The following is an 18,617-nucleotide window of genomic DNA, read 5'->3' as shown; positions in this document are numbered from 1 at the left end:
GAGTCGCTAGAAAGAGTGAGAATATGACCATCAATCAAGCTACTTTTCCGGGGATTGTTCTCTATCAAAGGCCCTATAAGGAAAAAGATTTGCTGGTTAAGATTTTTACTCAACCCTATGGCAAGCGCATGTTTTTTGTTCGTAATATTCATAAACCTAACAATGTGTTAAAGCAACCTAGCTTTGCCTTTGTTCGGGCGGAATATATTGGTACGATCAATGACCGGGGTTTTTCCTTTCTTAAAGAAGTCAAATCGATGACTTTTCCCAAGCATACCATGAGTGATTTAGAAGCGATGGCTTATGCCAGCTATCTCTGCCATTTAGTGGACGCCTCTATGCCGGATAGAGAAGTCGACCAGGTACTCTTTACTCAACTTGAACAGGCCTTAGATAAGATTGAAACAGGCTTTAATCCTGCCATCATTGCTAATATTTTAGAAGTTCAGCTCTTGGCTAAATTTGGGGTCATGCCCCAATTGCATGCCTGTCAAATTTGTCAAGAGGACCAGGGAATTTTTGATTTTTCCGTTGCTTTTGATGGGCTATTGTGCCAAAAGCATTTCGATAGGGATCCTAGAAGACTCCATTGGCCGGCCCGGGCGGCACATTTCATCAAACTGTTCAGTCAAATCAACTTTTCCAAATTACAAAGCATTCAGTTAAATAGCCAAAGTCAAGCCATGATTCGCCGAGCAATCGATGATTTATATGATGAATATGTGGGCTTGCACCTGAAAAGCAAAAGCTTTATCGATAAATTGGCGAATTTTTCCAATCCGCTTGACTAGCTTAGAAGTCGTGAAGTATCATAAGTATGATAATATACTAATGTGATAACTAGTAAGGAGTACAAGTCTTCTATCTGCAAAGTGAGCCTTGATAGTGAGAAAAGGCCGGATAACACTTGGAAGGGCGTACTAGAGCATTAATAAAAAAGAGCTAGCCTGAGCTAGAAGTAGGGTGGAACCGCGAAACCATCGTCCCTATGTATACCTTTTTGTATACATAGGGTTTTTCTTTGCTAGCAAAAAACCAGCAATTAGTCTATTGTCAATTTCAGATTTGAAATAAAAATGAGAGTGAGGAAGTCAGATGACAACTACTGCCAAAACCGTTCAGGAAATGATTCTTGCCTTGCATCAATTCTGGTCTAATCAAGGATGTTTAGTGTTAAATGCCTATGATACCGAAAAAGGTGCAGGGACCATGAGTCCATATACTTTCTTAAGAGCTATTGGACCAGAACCTTGGAATGCATGTTACGTAGAACCTTCACGGCGTCCCGACGATGGCCGTTACGGTCAAAACCCTAACCGTCTTTACCAACATCATCAATACCAAGTGGTCATGAAGCCAAATCCTGATAATATTCAGGAACTCTATATCGAAAGTCTCAAGAGCTTAGGGATCGATCCATTGAAGCATGATATTCGTTTTGTTGAAGATAACTGGGAAAACCCATCCATGGGTTGTGCTGGTTTAGGTTGGGAAGTTTGGTTAGATGGAATGGAAATCACTCAATTTACTTATTTCCAACAAGTGGGTGGTTTAGATTGTTATCCGACCACTTCTGAGCTCACTTATGGGATTGAAAGACTTGCTTCCTACCTTCAAGGAGTAGATTCCGTCTATGATTTGGAATGGTCTCGGGGCGTGAAATACGGAGAAATCTTTAAACAACCTGAATTTGAACATTCGACTTATTCCTTTGAAAAAGCGGATACACAGATGTTATTTAATAATTTTGACGCCTATGAAAGAGAGGCCAATCAACAGATCGATAACGGCCTAGTTCACCCAGCCTACGACTATATCCTCAAATGTTCACATACCTTTAATTTGTTGGATGCTCGCGGCGTTGTGTCAGTGACCGACCGTGCGGCCTACTTGGCTCGGGTTCGCCACATGGCAAGACGGGTAGCACGTCTAATGGTCGAAAAACGTAAAGAATTAGGTTTCCCTTTATTATCGCGCGAAGAAGCCCAAAGCTATTTGAAGGAGGACGGTAAGCATGAATAATCACAGCTATTTAATTGAAATTGGCTTAGAAGAAATGCCAGCCCAATATGTTCGTAGCATCAGTGAGCAATTTCAAAAACGGGTCGAAAACTTTCTTGATGAAAATCGTTTAAGCTATGGTTCGATTGAAACTTTTGCTACCCCGAGACGTTTTGCGGTTTTAGTAAAAGAATTGGCTGACCGCCAAAGTACCTTTGAAGAAGAAGCTAAGGGTCCGGCCAAAAGAATTGCCCAAGATGAAGCTGGGAACTGGACCAAGGCGGCTATGGGTTTTGCGCGTGGCAAGGGGCTCACTGTTGATGATATCTATTTTAAAGAATTAAAAGGTGAAGACTATGCCTACGTTACCGTACGTTCTGAAGGACTCAATGTTGAAGAGGTATTGCCAGAAATAAAAACTTGTGTCAGTGACATGACTTTCCCGGTCTCTATGCATTGGGATTCTCACGAATTCCGCTACATCCGTCCGGTTCACTGGATTGTATCCCTATTAGATAAAGAGGTTATTCCTTTTAATGTCTTAGCGGTTGAAGCTGGCAATCTATCTCGCGGTCATCGTTTTCTCCATAATGAAAGTGTTGAAATCAGTCATGCTAGTCTTTATGAAGAAAGCCTGGAAAAAGCAGCTGTCATTGTTAATCAAGATAAGAGAAAACAAATGATTAAGGAACAAATTGAAGCCCTTGCCAAAGAAAACAATTATCAGGTTCCACTTGATCAAGACCTACTCGAAGAAGTGACCCAAATTGTTGAATATCCAACGGCTTTTGTAGGGGATTTTGATGAAAAATACTTATCTCTTCCAGCCCCTGTCTTGATTACAAGTATGCGGGAACACCAACGCTATTTTGCGGTGGAAGACCAAGAAGGTAAGTTATTGCCTCATTTCATTGCTTTAAGAAATGGTAACCGAGATCATATCGAAACCGTTAAAAATGGGAACGAAAAGGTGCTGGTGGCTCGTTTAGAAGATGCCATGTTCTTTGTAAAAGAAGACCAAAAGCATGCGATTGATGATTTTGCTCAAAAATTAACTGATGTGACTTTCCACGCTGAGATTGGTTCTATGAAGCAAAAAATGGAAAGAACTGGAAAAATCGCTCATTATCTCTATGAAAACTGGACCATGCATGAAGTTTTTGCCGGGCAATTAGCTACTGATTTCACCCAAGAAATTGATCGTACCGCAGCAATCTATAAATTTGACCTGGTGACTCAAATCGTGGATGAATTTAGCGAATTGCAAGGAATTATCGGAGAAATTTATGCTAAAAAAGCTGGAGAAGACCCCCAAGTAGCCACAGCAATCCGTGAACACTATTTACCAAGTGGTAACGCGAGTGAGCTTCCCCAAAGCCCGCTAGGCCTGCTCTTTGCTATTAGTGATAAATTAGAATCAATTATTTCTTTCTTTGCTATTGGAAAAATTCCTTCAGGTTCCAACGACCCCTTTGCCTTAAGACGGCAAATGATTGGGATTTTAGCAATTTTAGAAGCTGAACACTTACCTTTAGAATGGCATCAAGCCTTGAAAGATATCTTTGACCAGGTTTATGACTTTGACCAAGATAAGCAAGTCGAATTGAGTCAAGCCATTATCCAATTCTTATCTGACCGGCTTAAGAATAACCTGGCTGACAAGGGAATTCGCTTTGATATTTCTCAAGCCGCTAGAGAAGCTAAATATATCGATGTATTAACTATCATCCAATCTGCTGAATTATTAAATGCTCACAAAGAAGACGAGGACTATAAAGATAATGTTGAAGCATGGCAACGGATCAATAATATTATCCTTAAAGTTAGCCAAGAAGAGGTTGAACTTCCCCTTGTTAATGAAGATTTATTTGAAAGCGATTCGGAACGTAATCTCTACCAAGCGGTGTCGGATTTAAGACTAGATGAAGGGGTAGAAGAAGCTTATGAGGAAATTACCGCTTTAACACCGCTAATTACTCAATTCTTCGAAGATAACATGGTCTTTACCGATAACCAAGATATCCGCAACAACCGCTTAGCACTGCTAACTCTAATTGACCAAGCAATCACTAAGCATTATAATGTTCAAGCCTTACAAGCTAAGTAATAATATAAAAAATTTGAAAGGAGGGGGACCATGTCAACATTTTATGATTATGCCAAAATATGGGTTCAAGCCGGCAAGGGAGGCGATGGTTTAGTTGCCTTTCTCCGTGAAAAATACCGTCCTGATGGAGGCCCCGCTGGTGGTGATGGTGGTCGTGGCGGTGATGTCATTTTTAAGGTGGATGAAGGCTTAAGAACCCTGATTGATTTCCGCTACAATCGTCACTTTAAGGCCAAGCCAGGAGAAAATGGAATGACCAAAGGCCGTTATGGACGTGGGGCAGATGACTTAGTCGTCCCAGTGCCTCCTGGAACAACAGTGCGCGACTTTGATACAGGTGACTTGATTGGTGACTTAGTGGATGACGGCCAGGAGCTCATAGTTGCTAAGGGAGGTCGTGGCGGACGTGGTAATATCAAATTCGCCACTCATAATAATCCTGCCCCAGAAATCGCTGAAAATGGGGAACCTGGCCAAGAAAGAACCTTGCAGCTAGAATTAAAACTTCTTGCCGATGCGGGTTTAGTCGGTTTTCCATCAGTCGGAAAGTCGACCTTGCTATCTGTTGTCAGTGCAGCAAAACCTAAGGTAGGGGACTATCATTTCACTACTATTAATCCTAATTTAGGTGTAGTAACGACAAGAAACCATGAGGAATTTGTCTTAGCTGACCTTCCCGGTTTAATTGAAGGAGCCTCAGAGGGCATTGGCCTAGGTATGCAATTTTTACGTCATATTGAACGCACAAAAGTTATCTTACATGTGGTTGATATGGGCGCTTATGAAAACCGGGATCCTTTCGAGGATTATGTCAAAATCAATAAGGAACTCAGCAATTATGATGAGAATTTGATTGCTAGACCGACGATTATCGTTGCAAATAAGATGGACATTCCCGAAGCGGTTTTATATTTAGAAGAATTTAAAGAGAAGTTAAGCACTTACTTTTCAGACAATTATCCTGACTTAAACGTCCCTGAAATTTATCCTATTTCTGCCTTCACCCATGCGGGGATTAACGAATTGATGGACCATACGGCTGTATTGATTGATGAAGAAACCGAACGAAGAGAGGTTCAAGAGGCAGAAAAGGCAGCAGAAGATCAAAAGGAAAACGTCAACTATCAAATTGAAGAAGAGGAACCTTACTTCTATATTAACCGGGATAGTGACGGTACCTTTATTCTTTCCGGTAGACGCATAGAAAAAGATTTCAAGATGGCCAACTTAGAATATGATGAAAGTGCTATGCGCTTTGCTCGTCGCTTGAAAAAACAAGGTGTCGACGAAGCTTTGCGAGAAAAGGGAGCCAAATCAGGCGATATTGTGCGCTTGTTAGACTATGAATTTGAATTTTTAGATTAGGTGAATATTTATGGAGTTAACTTTTTTAGGTACTGGTGCAGGGGTACCCAGCAAGGCCCGCAATGTGTCTTGTACCCTGTTAAAATTATTAGACGAGCGCAATGAAATGTGGATGTTTGATTGTGGTGAAGGCAGTCAACAGCAGTTTCTTAAAACAACTTTGAAACCCAGAAAAGTAACTAAAATATTTATTTCCCATGTCCATGGTGACCATATGTATGGTTTACCCGGCTTTTTAAGTAGTCGAAGCTTCCAAGGTGGAGAAAATGTTCCCTTAACGATTTATGGACCCAAAGGTGTGAAAAAATATGTTCAAACTAGCTTAGGTATTTCCAAAACCCGCCTTACCTATCCAATTTATTACCAGGAATTAGACCAATCTGGGATTGCCTTTAAAGACCAGCAATTTACGGTTAAATATGCGACTTTAGACCATATTGTTCCTAGTTATGGTTTTAGGGTAGAAGAAGCCGATTCAGCAGGTGAATTATTAATTGATAAGGCCCGGGAAGCAGGGGTGCCAAATGGTCCGCTCTTAGGCCAATTAAAGGCAGGTTTAACCATTCAATTGGAAGATGGTAGGGAACTCCAAGGAAAAGACTTCCTTGGACCCGATAAGCGCGGAAAAATTGTCAGCATCTATGGGGATACCCGCTATTGCCAGGCTGGGATTGATTTAGCCCAAAATGCTGATGTCTTGGTTCATGAAGCTACTTTTGAGGCTGGTGAAGAAAAAATGGCCCATGATTATTACCATTCCACTGCTAGCCAGGCTGCCATGGTGGCCAAAAAAGCCGGGGCAAAACAGCTCTACCTGACCCATATTTCGGCACGCTATGTGGGGGCAATGGCTAAAGAATTGCAAAAAGGTGCCGAAAAAATATTCCCTGCTAGCCAAGTGGTGAAGGATTTTGATAGCTATGCCATTAAGTGATAAGGGTAAGCAAGAGCAGTGGGCCTTGCTTACTGGAGCATCTAGTGGGATTGGCCGGGCTACCGCGATTGCTCTCGCCAAAGCAGGTTACTCACTCTTACTAACCGCTAGGCACCAGGAACGCTTGGAAGAAAGTAAGCAGCTATGCTTAGAGGCTGGTGCAAAAGCGGTAGATATTTTTCCCGCTGACTTAAAGGATTTAGAGGCAATTGACCGTCTTGTCCACTATGCTTTTGAGCGTTATTCCATAAGGATTGTTGTTCATAGTGCTGGTTTAGGCTATTTTGAACGGGTGATTCAACAAAGTGATGCCCATACTTTGGAACAGATCAATACCAATTTGATAAGCGCCATCTATCTTTGCCAACGCGTCGCCATTGCTATGCTTGACCAAGGCTTGAGTAAGACCTATTTGGTGATTTTGGCATCAATTGCCGCGCGAATTCAAACTGCTGGCAATGCTAGCTATGCAGCAAGTAAGGCTGGCTTGTTAGCCTTTGCTAATGGATTAAGACAAGAGCTATGGTCAACGCCTATCCAGGTAATGACTGTTTTACCCGGTCCAGTAAAGACCGCCTTTTTTGACCTGGCAGATCCGAGTGGACAATTTATTCAGGCAGTTGATACCTTCACGGTTGAAGCAGAAGAAGTTGCCCACGCGATTTGCCAGGGGATAAAAAGAAACAAGATGGAAGTTGTTGTCCCTAATTACTATGCCTACTTAAACAAGATCTTGTCGCTTTCGATTCCCTTAGGCTACCGTTTGATCCATTGGACCATGGCACGGATAAAATCACGTTAAGGGCAAGAGACATCAAGATGCTAAAGAAAGGGGTTAGCTATGCTAAAGGCAAATTATGAGTGGCAATTAAGGCCAAGTTTTGATCAATTGGATTTAGAAAAAGAGCAAGTGATTAAGGAAACTCAATTGTCGCCATTCCTTGTCGACTTACTTTTTCAGAGAGGGAAACAAAGCTCTCAGGAAATTAATGATTTTTTGAGTGAAAAGCCTCATTTTCATGATCCCTTTCTACTCCATGATATGCAAAAAGCCATTGATCGTTTAGAAGAAGCTGTTAGAAATAATGAGCTTATATTAATCTATGGCGACTATGATGCCGATGGAATTACAGCAACCACGATTCTTTATGAACTTTTAGAATCTATAGGGGCTAACGTAACGTATTACTTACCAGACCGCTTTGTGGATGGCTATGGCCCTAATAAGGAAGTGTATGCCTACTACATTAAGCAAGGGGTCCAATTAATTCTAACCTGTGATAATGGTGTTGCCGGTCATGAGGCAGTGAAATATGCCGAAGATGCTGGCGTTAATGTCATTATCACTGACCACCATGAAATTGGAAACACTTTACCTGAGGCCTATGCTATTGTTCATCCCAGACACCCTGAGGGGAATTATCCCTTTGATGATTTATGTGGAGCTGGAGTAGCCTTTAAGTTAGCCCAAGCGATGACTGGTGGCTTACCAGTCGAATATTTGGATGTCTGTGCTATTGGAACAATCGCTGATCTGGTCCGCTTAGAGGATGAAAATCGCAGCATTGTTCAGCAGGGCTTAAAGGTTATGGCTCATAGTGAAAGAATTGGTCTAATGACTTTAATGAAAAGTCAAAACATTGATCTAAACCATATCGATGAAGAAACTATCGCCTTTAACATAGCCCCACGACTTAATGCTCTAGGTCGTCTAGGCTCGGCTAAACCAGGAGTTGAACTACTCACGAGTTTCGACCCGGATTATTGTCAGGAACTAGTTAATACCATTGAAACGACCAATCAAAAACGACGAGCAATTGTTGACCAGGTTAGTCAGCAAGCGATTCAGACAGTCGAAGAGTGGGAAGAATTACCAGAAATTATCATTTTATCTCATTCCAATTGGCATGAAGGGGTTCTAGGTATTGTGGCTAGTCGACTGGTAGAGCGTTATCAGCGGCCTAGTATCATTTTAAATTATAATGCTGAGAAGGCAGAATATAAGGGGTCAGGTCGTTCAGTTGCAGGAATCAACCTCTTCAAGCTTCTCCAAGCTGCAAAGGAATATGCCCCTAAGAGTGGGGGACATGCCATGGCAGCTGGTATGACCATTGCTGAAGACCAATTTGAAGCTTGGAAAGCGGCAATCTATCAGGCAGTTGAGCCCTACAAAGAGCAATTACAAGGGAAGATTCCTTTAACAATTGACGCCAAGATTAATGCCGATCAATTGACCTTAGAAAATATTCAGGAGCTTAATCGCTTAAAACCATTTGGTGCAGCGAATCCCAAACCTATATTTTTAATCGAAAATGAATCGATCTCAACGCCACAGCAATTAGGAAAAGATAAGAACACCTTAAAATTTTCTTTGACTAAGGAAAATCAACAGCTAGAAGTTATCGGTTTTCAGAAGGGAAATTTGGCTAATTATTTACAGGCTGGTCAAAGTGTTGATCTGGTTGTCGAAGCATCCATTAATACCTGGCAGGGAAAAAGTCGGCCACAAGCTATTTTACTCGATATGGCTAGCGACCAAAAAATAATCGTTGACTGGCGAAGAGAAAAAAATCCTGACCTTATTTTTTCTCTTTCCCAAAGCTATTATTATTTTGAAAGCAAGTCCTTAATTGCTCAATATAAGGGGCAGATTCCTAGTCAATCTTCTTTAATAGGGGAAGAAGACTTGAAGAAGAGCAGGGAACATTATAGCCAGTTAGTTATTTTTGAACTACCAAAAAATTTGCAAAAGCTAAGAGACTTCGTTCATAATGAGAATATAGAAACGATCTATCTATTTTCATATAGTCCGATATCAGCAAGAAAAATTGGTATGCCCAATCGCGATCAATTTGCTTTGCTTTATCGTTATTTCATTTTCTATAAAGAACTTGATTTGACCGAAAAAAAGGCAGACTTGGCTAGGTATTTAAAGCTACCGCTTCCTCTTCTTAACTTATTACTAAAAGTTTTAGTTGAAGCAGAGCTTTTAGACCAAAATGGCCAGATTTATCGTATTCGACCAGGCCAGAATAAGATCGATTTGAAAGAGTCAACCAGCCTAAAAAATTGGGCAAAGCAAATTGAAAAAGAAAACTTTCTTTTAAATGAAACCATTGAAAATTTAACTCGGTATTTTTTCCAGGAGGATAATTTATGAACTTAAAAGACTACATTAAGGATATACCTAATTTCCCTGAGGAAGGCATTATATTTAGAGATATTACACCTTTACTCCAGGACCCTCAGGCTTTTCAATATGCAGTTGATAAAATTGCAGATTTTGCTCGTGAAAAATCAGCAGATGTGATCATAGGTCCAGAGGCTAGGGGCTTTATCGTTGGCTGTCCAGTAGCTTATGCTTTAAATAAGGGCTTCGTTCCTGCCCGCAAAAAGAATAAATTACCTCGTGAAAAAGTCAGCATTGAATATGATTTAGAATATGGAAGCAATACTATTGAAATTCATAAAGATGCTATTCAACCTGGGCAAAAAGTCCTCATTGTTGATGATCTCTTGGCCACTGGTGGGACCATTCGTGGCACTAAAAAATTAGTTGAAGAACTTGGTGGGGAAGTCGTTGGCGCTGCCTTTATTATTGAATTAGAAAACCTTAAAGGTCGTCAACTAATCAATGATTTAGATATTCTGTCCCTCATTAATTATGAATAATGGTATCAAGATACTATAAAGCTTATAATCCAAATAAAACCGCTCTCTAAGTCAGTGTAAATGACTTAAAGAGCGGTTTTTTGCTTTAAAAAGTATGTTCACGGTAAAGGCTAACGACTTTACCTAATATGGTGACGTCATCAAGAATTATTGGCTCTAAACTGGCATTCTCAGGTTGGAGGCGGAAGTGACCTTTTTCTTTGAAGAAACGTTTACAGGTAGCTTCGTCATCATCTGTCATAGCAATAACAATATCACCATTAGATGCCGAACTTTGTTGGCGAACAATGACATAGTCACCATCAAGGATACCGGTTTCGATCATACTTTCTCCGCGAATTTGCAACATGAAATATTCGCCATCTTGACTATTAAGACTTGGTGGGGTGGGGAAATAGCCGTCAACGTCTTCATAGGCATCGATAGGCTGCCCAGCAGTAACCGTACCGATAATAGGAATACCGGGTTGGTCCACGCCTAACATCTTTAAACCTTTATGGGTAATTTCCAAGGCTCTGGGTTTGGTAGAATCTTTGAATAAATAACCACCTGCTTCCAAGCGATTAAGATGGCCGTGAACAGTTGAGGTAGATGCTAACCCTACTTGGTCACATATTTCTCTAACTGTAGGGGGATAGCCCTGATTTTTTACACTATCATAAATGCATTGTAAGACTTGTAGGGGTCTTTCTTTCATATTGTTTCACCGAAACTTTCCATATATATTATCCGAGTCATTTCATTCTTATTTACTATAAAAATGGTTCAAGCGGTTCACATTTGTGCTTTTATTGTAGCATAGCTCGAAATTTTGTGCAAACGTGCGTTCGTTTCTATTGCTTGATTAAGCTTGTAAATGGGCATCGGGACTTACGAAGACTGTTTTTTGCTCAAAGTAATTAACAAAGCCAGGTTTAGCTCCATTAGGTTTTTTTACATGCTTGACCTGTGTATAGTCCACGGGGACATTGTTGGCCTGCCGGTATTTAGAGAAATAGGCGGCATATGTTGCTGCTTCGATGATTTCCTCATCACTAGGCTGGTCAGTTTCTAATATCACATGGCTGCCTGGAATATCTTTAACGTGAAACCAGTAGTGGTTTTTGTTAGCCCGTCTTGTGGTTAGTTCATCATTTTGCGTATTATTACGACCAACAAGGATAGTGTTTCCTAAACTTGTTTGATACTGTCTCGGTTTTAAAGGTTTCTTGCGCTTATGGTGATTATGTTTTTGTTGTTTAATATAGCCTTCACGAATGAGCTCTTGACGAATATCTTCTAACTCATTGGGTTCAGCTATTTCAATTTGATCTTGAACACTTTCTAAATAGTCTAATTCTGCTTGGGCAATTTGACTTTGTTCTTTAATATGTCGCTTGGCCGTATCTAATTTACGATAGCGTTGAAAATATTTTTGGGCATTTTGAGAAGGCTCTAATAGAGGATCGAGAGCGATCTCAATGGGCTTATTATTATCATAATAGTTAGGTAATTGGATACTGGACATACCTTTTTCTACTTGAAAGAGGTATGTGGTTAAAATTTCTCCCTTTAACTGATAGTCTTCAGCCTGTTTACTTTTTTCCATATCTTGCTTAAGATTAGCTAATTTACGTTGATTATGCTTAATCCGTTGAGCAACAACCTGGCTAATTTGTTCACTGACCTGATTGACTCGTGAAAAGAGGGCTTTCTTTTCATAATAGTCATCGAGGAGCTGGGTAAAAGTTTCGTAACTGCTTTGCTTTCCGCCTAGGCTTTGATAGGGGAAAGCCGTTGCAGTGACCTGACCGTCATTTTGACTCAGGGTTGGTTGGGATTGGTCAAAAGCATTGAGAAAGGCAGTAAAAGTTGCACTTTTATCTTGGGATTCAGTAAGTCTCTGGGCTAATTCTATCGCGCTATCTTTGCCAAATCCCATAAAGGTTTTCTGTATTTCTTTAGCGTCAGCCTTAAGGTCATATTCATTGGGGTTGATACTGAAAGGATTGACCTTATCTCCTTGAGGAGGTAAATGGTATGTCGCACCAGGAAGGAGGGTACGGAATCGGTTTTGGCTAATATCTATTTTTGTGATGAGGTCGGCAATTTTACCATCCTGATTAAGAACTAGGATATTACTTCGTCTACCCATGACTTCAATAATGAGTTTATAGGGTTCACTAATCCCCAATTCATTTTTGCTTTCAATACTAATGATAATTATGCGGTCGTTTTCATATTGACTGAAATTGATGATTTTTCCCCCATCAATATGCTTACGTAAAAACATACAAAAATTGGGTGGGGTATCTGGCACACTATATTGGTGATTAGTAAGCTGAACGCGGGGGGCTTGTGGCGTCGCTGCGAGTAGTAATTTATATTTTTTGCGATTTGACCGAACGGTAAGAAGAATTTCTTGGTCATAGGGTTGTTGCACCTTTGAGATTCTTCCCCCAGCCAAGCAAGCGTTTAATTCTTGTATAAGTCCATGAATAAATAGTCCATCATAAGACATGGAATCACCTACTTTCCTAGCTTATTATTATAACAAAGAAGCCCAGGAATTACTAAGAACCTTGATTGTAAGCCTTATCTTTTTGTTTATAACTTAATTATGCTATAATGATGATAAAGTAATGAGAAAGGAATGATTATATGGAATTAAAAGATTATATGAATGTTCTTGAAAATATTGGGGCTTGTGTTTTCTCAACAGTAAATGAAGACGGAGAAGCAGATGCACGTTACGCTAATGTTGGTGTAGCGAATGAACACGGGGTATTCTTCATGACTGCTCCTACCACTAACTTCTATAAACAATTAACCAATAATCCTAAAATTGCGATTACTGGTATGTTAAAAGAAGACGGCATTGAAGTGATTCGTTTACAAGGTACTGTTCGTGAAATTGGTAAAGAACATCTTGAAGCAATCTTGAAAGACAACCCATTTGTACAAGATGTTTACCCAGATGAAGAAGAACGTGCAACCGTTCAAGCCTTCCAATTATATGAAGGCGAAGGTTCATACCAACATCTTCAAAATCACGTTAAAGAAGAATTTTCTTTTGGTGAATAATTGAGAACGTTCGAAAAGACTGTGAGCCTATCACAGTCTTTTTTATTGGCTATTATTTTGGCAAAAAGAACGTGAAAAATTTTATAATAAACAAGATCGATTGAATTTAAATTATATTTTGCGCTAGAAGCTTTCACCAGACCTCTAGCGCTTTCTTTTTTACCATAGGGAATAGATAATATAAAAAAATCACATTTATAACTTAGGAATAGTATTCCCTGAATTAGAATGTATGCTTTATAAATTGTACGAAATCACATAGAAGGGATAGGCTCTTTACGGTGTATTATTTTTTTAATTTTAGCATCAAAGACTTATAAAATCGCTTTTAAAAATACCCTAATTATGTATAATATAATCATAATTTATAAATATTATAAGGAGAATAACAATAATATGAATAATTATGAAAAAAGACAGCGATTCTCTATCAGAAAATTATCTGTGGGTGTTGGTTCTGTATTAATTGCTACTCTTTTGTTTGCTCAAGGAGGGCCTGTTTATGCGGACGAAATTTCTAATACTGACAATACACTTAGCCACGCTAGAGAGGAAGAAGCTCCGTCTATAACAGGTGAAAAAAATAATAACTTACCTGATAGGGTGAGTTATTATAATGCTGGTGGAGCTCCAGAAAATAAAGACACTAATAAAAATTCTCTAAATAAAACTGAAAAATCTCTAGAAGTTAAAACAGCAGCGCCTACAAACGCTAAAGATCCTATGCCAACAGCAAGTGATGCAAATTTAAAAGTCACGCACTTTGTAAGGGATCCTGAAGTGGAAGGCACAGAACTTAAGTATGATGAAGATCCTATAAAATATAACAAGGTAAGCCCCGCAAAATTACCTGAAACAGTCGGTTTTGTAAAATCAGATGATTCAGATAAACGTGTCACTAACGTTTTCGCCCTGTCAGATCAATCGGGAAATAATGATGCTTATTACATTGCTGTGAACACTAATTTAAAGACAAATGAATATGAAGGAAGTGTTTATGACAAGAATAAGAAGCTGATTAATACTTATAAATTAGATAAGAATGGTGAGATACCCCTTCCTCTATTTGGTCAGGATGCAAACTTCTCTAAGGCCAACTTACCTAAAGTAAAATTCAAAGTGGATGAAAACGGAGAATATTTAGTATTTGACCGTGCCAAAGATTGGAAGCGGACAAATAAATATTCTGCGAAGAGTTTGTATGCAGCAGCAGTTAAAACTGTTATTCCTGATAAATACGAATACCATAATGGGGCCCATGACGAATACAACCAATCATTGCCACATAAGACAAAGGTTTTGGTCAATTATTTAGAAGTTGGAACGAAAAAACAATTAGCCCCTTCCCAAGAATTCCCTGCTTTTGTAGGAGATAGCTATATTACTAACAGTTCGAAAGAGCGTTTTTATAAAGAGTTTAATAAAGACGATTATCGTTTGGTCAAAGCATCCAACTATCCTGAAGGTAAGATCAATGGTACTTATTGGGCCGGTAAGGGTTTTTCAATAGTCAATACGATTGATAATAACGCAGCTAGTGTTTCTAGAAAATTTGTTGTTCGTCGTACAGTGGTTAATGATAATGGTGATATTGTCATTGAAATGTGGGATAAGGCTACAGGAGTTAAACTTCCAATCAGAAATTATAAGACGGTTGATAAAAAAGTCGTTGAGCTGGTAAACAAAGAAAAAGTTAAAGAAGAAGATTATCAAGTATATGTTTCAGAACCAATCGCTTCATCAGTGGCAGGTGTGAAGTCAGATGCTAAGTACATCGGTGTCAATTTCTTATGGAAAGATGACAAAGGAATTCTATCATTCTCGAATGATGGAAAAAAGCGTTATAAATTTAACGATATGCCAAAAGGTCAAAGATTATCCTACTGGACTAGCGGCTGGCAACCTGCAGGGAAAGAGATCACTTATTGGTATGAGCGAATCAATAAACCTAAAGGCTCTTTCCAAGAACACCATATTTATAGAACCGTAGATAAGAATGGCAATGTGATTTCTGAAGATTCCAAAGAAGACAGTAAGACTACTGAGGGGAAATCTTCAGAAACTTACACTACCTCCAAGAAAGATAAGCCTGGCTACAAACTGGTTAAGGTAGAAGCTAAAAATGGTGGTAAGTTTGATAAGAATGGTGGCGAAACCAAAGCCAACTATGTTGACAACACTAAACAAGAAGTCACCTATATTTATGAAAAAGTTCAAGAAGAAAAAGGTTCTTTCCAAGAGCACCATATCTACAGAACGGTTGATAAGAACGGGAATGTGATTTCTGAAGATTCCCAAGAAGATGGCAAGACTACTGAAGGGAAATCTGACAAAACTTACACCACTTCTAAGAAGGATAAGCCAGGCTATAAGCTGGTTAAAATTGAAGGGAAAAATGGTGGAAAGTTCGATAAGAATGGTGGTGAAACCAAAGCCAACTACGTTGACAATACTAAACAAGAAGTGACCTATGTTTACGAAAGAGTTCAAGAAGAAAAAGGTTCTTTCCAAGAACACCATATCTACAGAACGGTTGATAAAAACGGCAATGTAATCTCTGAAGATTCCAAAGAAGACAGTAAGACTACTGAGGGGAAATCTTCAGAAACTTACACTACCTCCAAGAAAGATAAGCCTGGCTACAAACTCGTTAAGGTAGAAGCTAAAAACGGCGGTCGATTTGATAAGAATGGTGGAGAAACCAAAGCCAACTACGTTGACAATACCAAACAAGAAGTGACCTATATTTACGAAAGAGTTCAAGAAGAAAAAGGCTCTTTCCAAGAACACCATATTTATAGAACCGTAGATAAGAATGGCAATGTGATCTCTGAAGATTCCAAAGAAGACAGTAAGACTACTGAGGGGAAATCTGACAAAACTTACACCACTTCTAAGAAGGATAAGCCAGGCTATAAGCTGGTTAAAATTGAAGGGAAAAATGGTGGAAAGTTCGATAAGAATGGTGGTGAAACCAAAGCCAACTACGTTGACAATACTAAACAAGAAGTGACCTATGTTTACGAAAGAGTTCAAGAAGAAAAAGGTTCTTTCCAAGAACACCATATCTACAGAACGGTTGATAAAAACGGCAATGTAATCTCTGAAGATTCCAAAGAAGACAGTAAGACTACTGAGGGGAAATCTTCAGAAACTTACACTACCTCCAAGAAAGATAAGCCTGGCTACAAACTCGTTAAGGTAGAAGCTAAAAACGGCGGTCGATTTGATAAGAATGGTGGAGAAACCAAAGCTAACTACGTTGACAATACCAAACAAGAAGTGACATACCTCTACGAAAAAGTTCAAGAAGAAAAAGGTTCCTTCCAAGAGCACCACATCTACAGAACGGTTGATAAGAACGGGAATGTGATTTCTGAAGATTCCCAAGAAGATGGCAAGACTACTGAAGGGAAATCGGACGAAACTTACACCACTTCGAAGAAAGACAAAGCTGGCTACAAACTGGTCAAAGTTGAAGGTAAAAACGGTGGTCAATTCAATAAAAATGGTGCTGAAACCAAATCTAACTACGTTGACAATACCAAACAGGAAGTAACTTACATCTACGAAAAAGTCCAAGAAGAAAAAGGTTCTTTCCAAGAACACCATATCTACAGAACGGTTGATAAAAACGGCAATGTAATCTCTGAATATTCCAAAGAAGACGGCAAGACCACTGAAGGGAAATCAGACGAAACTTACACTACCTCTAAGAAAGATAAGCCTGGTTATAAACTGGTTAAGATTGAAGGTAAGAATGGTGGGAAGTTCGCTAAGGATGGCGCTGAAACTAAAGCCAACTACGTTGACAACACTAAACAAGAAGTGACCTATGTTTACGAAAGAGTTCAAGAAGAAAAAGGTTCTTTCCAAGAACACCATATCTACAGAACCGTTGATAAGAACGGGAATGTTATTTCTGAAGATTCCAAAGAAGACGGAAAGACTACTGAAGGGAAATCGGACGAAACTTACACCACTTCGAAGAAAGACAAAGCTGGCTATAAACTAGTTAAGGTAGAAGCTAAAAATGGCGGTCAATTTGATAAGAATGGTGCCGAAACTAAATCCAATTACGTAGGCAATACCAAGCAAGAAGTCACCTACATCTATGAAAAAGTTCAAGAAGAAAAAGGCTCCTTCCAAGAACATCATATCTATAGAACCGTTGATAAAAATGGAAATATCCTTTCAACTGATGAAGTCACCGATGGTGAAACTTCTGAAGGAAAATCTTCTGACCACTACACTACCTTCAAAAAGGACAAGGCTGGCTATAAACTGGTTAAAATTGAAGGTAAGAATGGCGGCAAGTTTGATAAGAACGGTGCCGAAACTAAAGGCAACTACGTTGACAACATTAAACAAGAAGTGACTTATATCTACGAAAGAGTTCAAGAAGAAGCGCCAGTTGAGAAGAAAGGCTCCTTCCAAGAACACCATATTTATAGAACTGTTGATAAGAACGGAAATGTGATTTCAGAAGATTCCAAAGAAAATGGTAAGACTACTGAAGGTAAATCAGACGAAACTTACACCACTTCTAAGAAGGATAAAGCTGGCTATAAACTGGCTAGAGTTGAAGCAAAAAATGGTGGCCAATTCGACAAGAATGGTGCTGAAACCAAAGCCAACTATGTTGAAAATACCAAACAAGAAGTGACTTATATCTACGAAAGAGTTCAAGAAGAAGCACCAGTAGAAGAAAAAGGAATCTTCCAAGAACACCATATCTATCAAACAGTTGATGAAGAAGGAAAAGTTGTTTCAATTGATGAGCTAGTAGATATTCCAGAAACTAGTGGAAAATCAACTGAACAATACATCACTTCTAAAAAAGATAAGTCCGGTTACCGCTTAGTGAAAGTGGAAGCTAAGAATGGAGCACACTTTGATAAGGCAGGTAAGAGTACGCAAGGCCAATACATCGAGAATATCAAGCAAGAAGTCACCTATATCTATGTGAAGTTACAGGATATTAAAAAACCTGTTCAAGAACATAATAGCCGCCAAACGAATGATAAGGTTAAGAAAGTAGATTCAGTTGACAAGGTAGTAGAAGTGTTACCAGAAACCAGCAAGAAAATTTCTACTCAGAACACACAAGCTAAGGAAAGTGAAAAAGAAGGAGACGCTTCTTTTGATAATCCAAGTGATTATACTCAGTTAGCTACTACACCAACGAATGTTTCCTCTAGCCTACCTAAGACTGGGTCTATCGGCTCATCTTCACTGACATCAGTTTTTGGGCTAGCTCTTACTCTAGTAGGTGTTAGAGTCTTTAAGAAAAGAAAGATTTAATTTTTTACTTTTACAGATACTTTATTTAGTGACTACTTATACTGAGTAATTCGTTTTAAGCGAAGTTTCAAATAGAAATATGTCTAGTTAAAGCAAGCCCTCCCAACTATACTTCGAGTAGTTAGGAGGGTTTTTCTTTACTTTTTATAGCAATTTTACAAGAAGTATAAT

The 18,617-nt window shown here is 39.2% G+C and carries 12 protein-coding genes; 10 read left to right on the top strand and 2 right to left on the bottom strand.

Annotation, left to right across the window (positions count from 1 at the left end):
• Positions 1–23: 23 nt before the first annotated feature.
• The 8 genes from recO to DBT49_RS05385 all read left to right on the top strand — a co-directional run bounded on the left by recO (position 24) and on the right by DBT49_RS05385 (position 10,079).
• Positions 24–791, top strand: a complete 768-nt coding sequence (gene recO / locus DBT49_RS05420) for a DNA repair protein RecO (protein ID WP_070560109.1) — start codon at positions 24–26, stop codon at positions 789–791.
• 304 nt (positions 792–1,095) lie between these two features.
• Positions 1,096–2,022 carry a glycine--tRNA ligase subunit alpha gene (gene glyQ / locus DBT49_RS05415; protein ID WP_060778291.1) on the top strand — a complete coding sequence of 309 codons (927 nt, stop codon included), beginning with the start codon at positions 1,096–1,098 and terminating at the stop codon, positions 2,020–2,022.
• Entirely contained in the window at positions 2,015–4,108 is a 2,094-nt protein-coding gene (glyS, locus tag DBT49_RS05410; protein WP_070560111.1) for a glycine--tRNA ligase subunit beta, read from the top strand. The genes glyQ and glyS overlap by 8 nt, the downstream gene beginning before the upstream one ends.
• Before the next feature lie 30 nt (positions 4,109–4,138).
• On the top strand, positions 4,139–5,473 hold the full coding sequence (gene obgE / locus DBT49_RS05405) for a GTPase ObgE (RefSeq protein WP_070560113.1): 1,335 nt from the start codon (positions 4,139–4,141) through the stop codon (positions 5,471–5,473).
• 10 nt (positions 5,474–5,483) lie between these two features.
• Positions 5,484–6,407: a ribonuclease Z gene (gene rnz, locus DBT49_RS05400; protein WP_070560115.1), complete on the top strand. Its 924-nt coding sequence runs from the start codon at positions 5,484–5,486 to the stop codon at positions 6,405–6,407.
• Positions 6,394–7,209 carry an SDR family NAD(P)-dependent oxidoreductase gene (locus tag DBT49_RS05395; protein ID WP_070560117.1) on the top strand — a complete coding sequence of 272 codons (816 nt, stop codon included), beginning with the start codon at positions 6,394–6,396 and terminating at the stop codon, positions 7,207–7,209. Before rnz ends, DBT49_RS05395 begins: the two co-directional genes overlap by 14 nt.
• A 39-nt stretch (positions 7,210–7,248) precedes the next feature.
• Positions 7,249–9,567 carry a single-stranded-DNA-specific exonuclease RecJ gene (gene recJ, locus DBT49_RS05390; RefSeq protein ID WP_070560119.1) on the top strand — a complete coding sequence of 773 codons (2,319 nt, stop codon included), beginning with the start codon at positions 7,249–7,251 and terminating at the stop codon, positions 9,565–9,567.
• Positions 9,564–10,079, top strand: coding sequence for an adenine phosphoribosyltransferase (locus tag DBT49_RS05385; protein ID WP_070560121.1), 516 nt, complete (start codon positions 9,564–9,566; stop codon positions 10,077–10,079). The genes recJ and DBT49_RS05385 overlap by 4 nt, the downstream gene beginning before the upstream one ends.
• An 85-nt stretch (positions 10,080–10,164) precedes the next feature.
• On the opposite strand, the gene lexA is transcribed toward DBT49_RS05385, so the two are convergent.
• Together lexA and DBT49_RS05375 are read right to left on the bottom strand one after the other, a co-directional pair.
• On the bottom strand, positions 10,165–10,776 hold the full coding sequence (gene lexA, locus DBT49_RS05380) for a transcriptional repressor LexA (RefSeq protein ID WP_070560123.1): 612 nt from the start codon (positions 10,774–10,776) through the stop codon (positions 10,165–10,167).
• A gap of 147 nt (positions 10,777–10,923) precedes the next feature.
• Positions 10,924–12,579, bottom strand: coding sequence for an Rqc2 family fibronectin-binding protein (locus DBT49_RS05375; RefSeq protein WP_111872352.1), 1,656 nt, complete (start codon positions 12,577–12,579; stop codon positions 10,924–10,926).
• Positions 12,580–12,737: 158 nt separating this feature from the next.
• Here DBT49_RS05375 and DBT49_RS05370 point away from each other — a divergent pair, with 158 nt between their 5' ends.
• On the top strand, positions 12,738–13,142 hold the full coding sequence (locus DBT49_RS05370) for a pyridoxamine 5'-phosphate oxidase family protein (protein ID WP_370664338.1): 405 nt from the start codon (positions 12,738–12,740) through the stop codon (positions 13,140–13,142).
• 396 nt (positions 13,143–13,538) lie between these two features.
• Positions 13,539–18,446 (top strand): MucBP domain-containing protein, encoded by a 4,908-nt coding sequence (locus DBT49_RS05365; protein WP_181573613.1) that lies wholly within the window; start codon positions 13,539–13,541, stop codon positions 18,444–18,446.
• Positions 18,447–18,617: the final 171 nt, after the last annotated feature.

Source organism: Aerococcus mictus, from assembly GCF_003286595.3.
GTDB lineage: Bacteria > Bacillota > Bacilli > Lactobacillales > Aerococcaceae > Aerococcus > Aerococcus mictus.
The sequence above is the reverse complement of the archived record's forward strand: the minus strand, read 5'-3'. Positions and strand labels throughout refer to the sequence as shown.

Bases quoted from the DNA above. Each gene is read 5' to 3' on its own strand.
- DBT49_RS05375 (WP_111872352.1), bottom strand. From the start codon at position 12,579: ATGTCTTATGATGGACTATTTATTCATGGACTTATACAAGAATTAAAC.
- DBT49_RS05385 (WP_070560121.1), top strand. From the start codon at position 9,564: ATGAACTTAAAAGACTACATTAAGGATATACCTAATTTCCCTGAGGAA.
- lexA (WP_070560123.1), bottom strand. From the start codon at position 10,776: ATGAAAGAAAGACCCCTACAAGTCTTACAATGCATTTATGATAGTGTA.
- DBT49_RS05365 (WP_181573613.1), top strand. From the start codon at position 13,539: ATGAATAATTATGAAAAAAGACAGCGATTCTCTATCAGAAAATTATCT.
- DBT49_RS05370 (WP_370664338.1), top strand. From the start codon at position 12,738: ATGAATGTTCTTGAAAATATTGGGGCTTGTGTTTTCTCAACAGTAAAT.
- rnz (WP_070560115.1), top strand. From the start codon at position 5,484: ATGGAGTTAACTTTTTTAGGTACTGGTGCAGGGGTACCCAGCAAGGCC.
- glyS (WP_070560111.1), top strand. From the start codon at position 2,015: ATGAATAATCACAGCTATTTAATTGAAATTGGCTTAGAAGAAATGCCA.
- obgE (WP_070560113.1), top strand. From the start codon at position 4,139: ATGTCAACATTTTATGATTATGCCAAAATATGGGTTCAAGCCGGCAAG.
- recJ (WP_070560119.1), top strand. From the start codon at position 7,249: ATGCTAAAGGCAAATTATGAGTGGCAATTAAGGCCAAGTTTTGATCAA.
- DBT49_RS05395 (WP_070560117.1), top strand. From the start codon at position 6,394: ATGCCATTAAGTGATAAGGGTAAGCAAGAGCAGTGGGCCTTGCTTACT.
- recO (WP_070560109.1), top strand. From the start codon at position 24: ATGACCATCAATCAAGCTACTTTTCCGGGGATTGTTCTCTATCAAAGG.
- glyQ (WP_060778291.1), top strand. From the start codon at position 1,096: ATGACAACTACTGCCAAAACCGTTCAGGAAATGATTCTTGCCTTGCAT.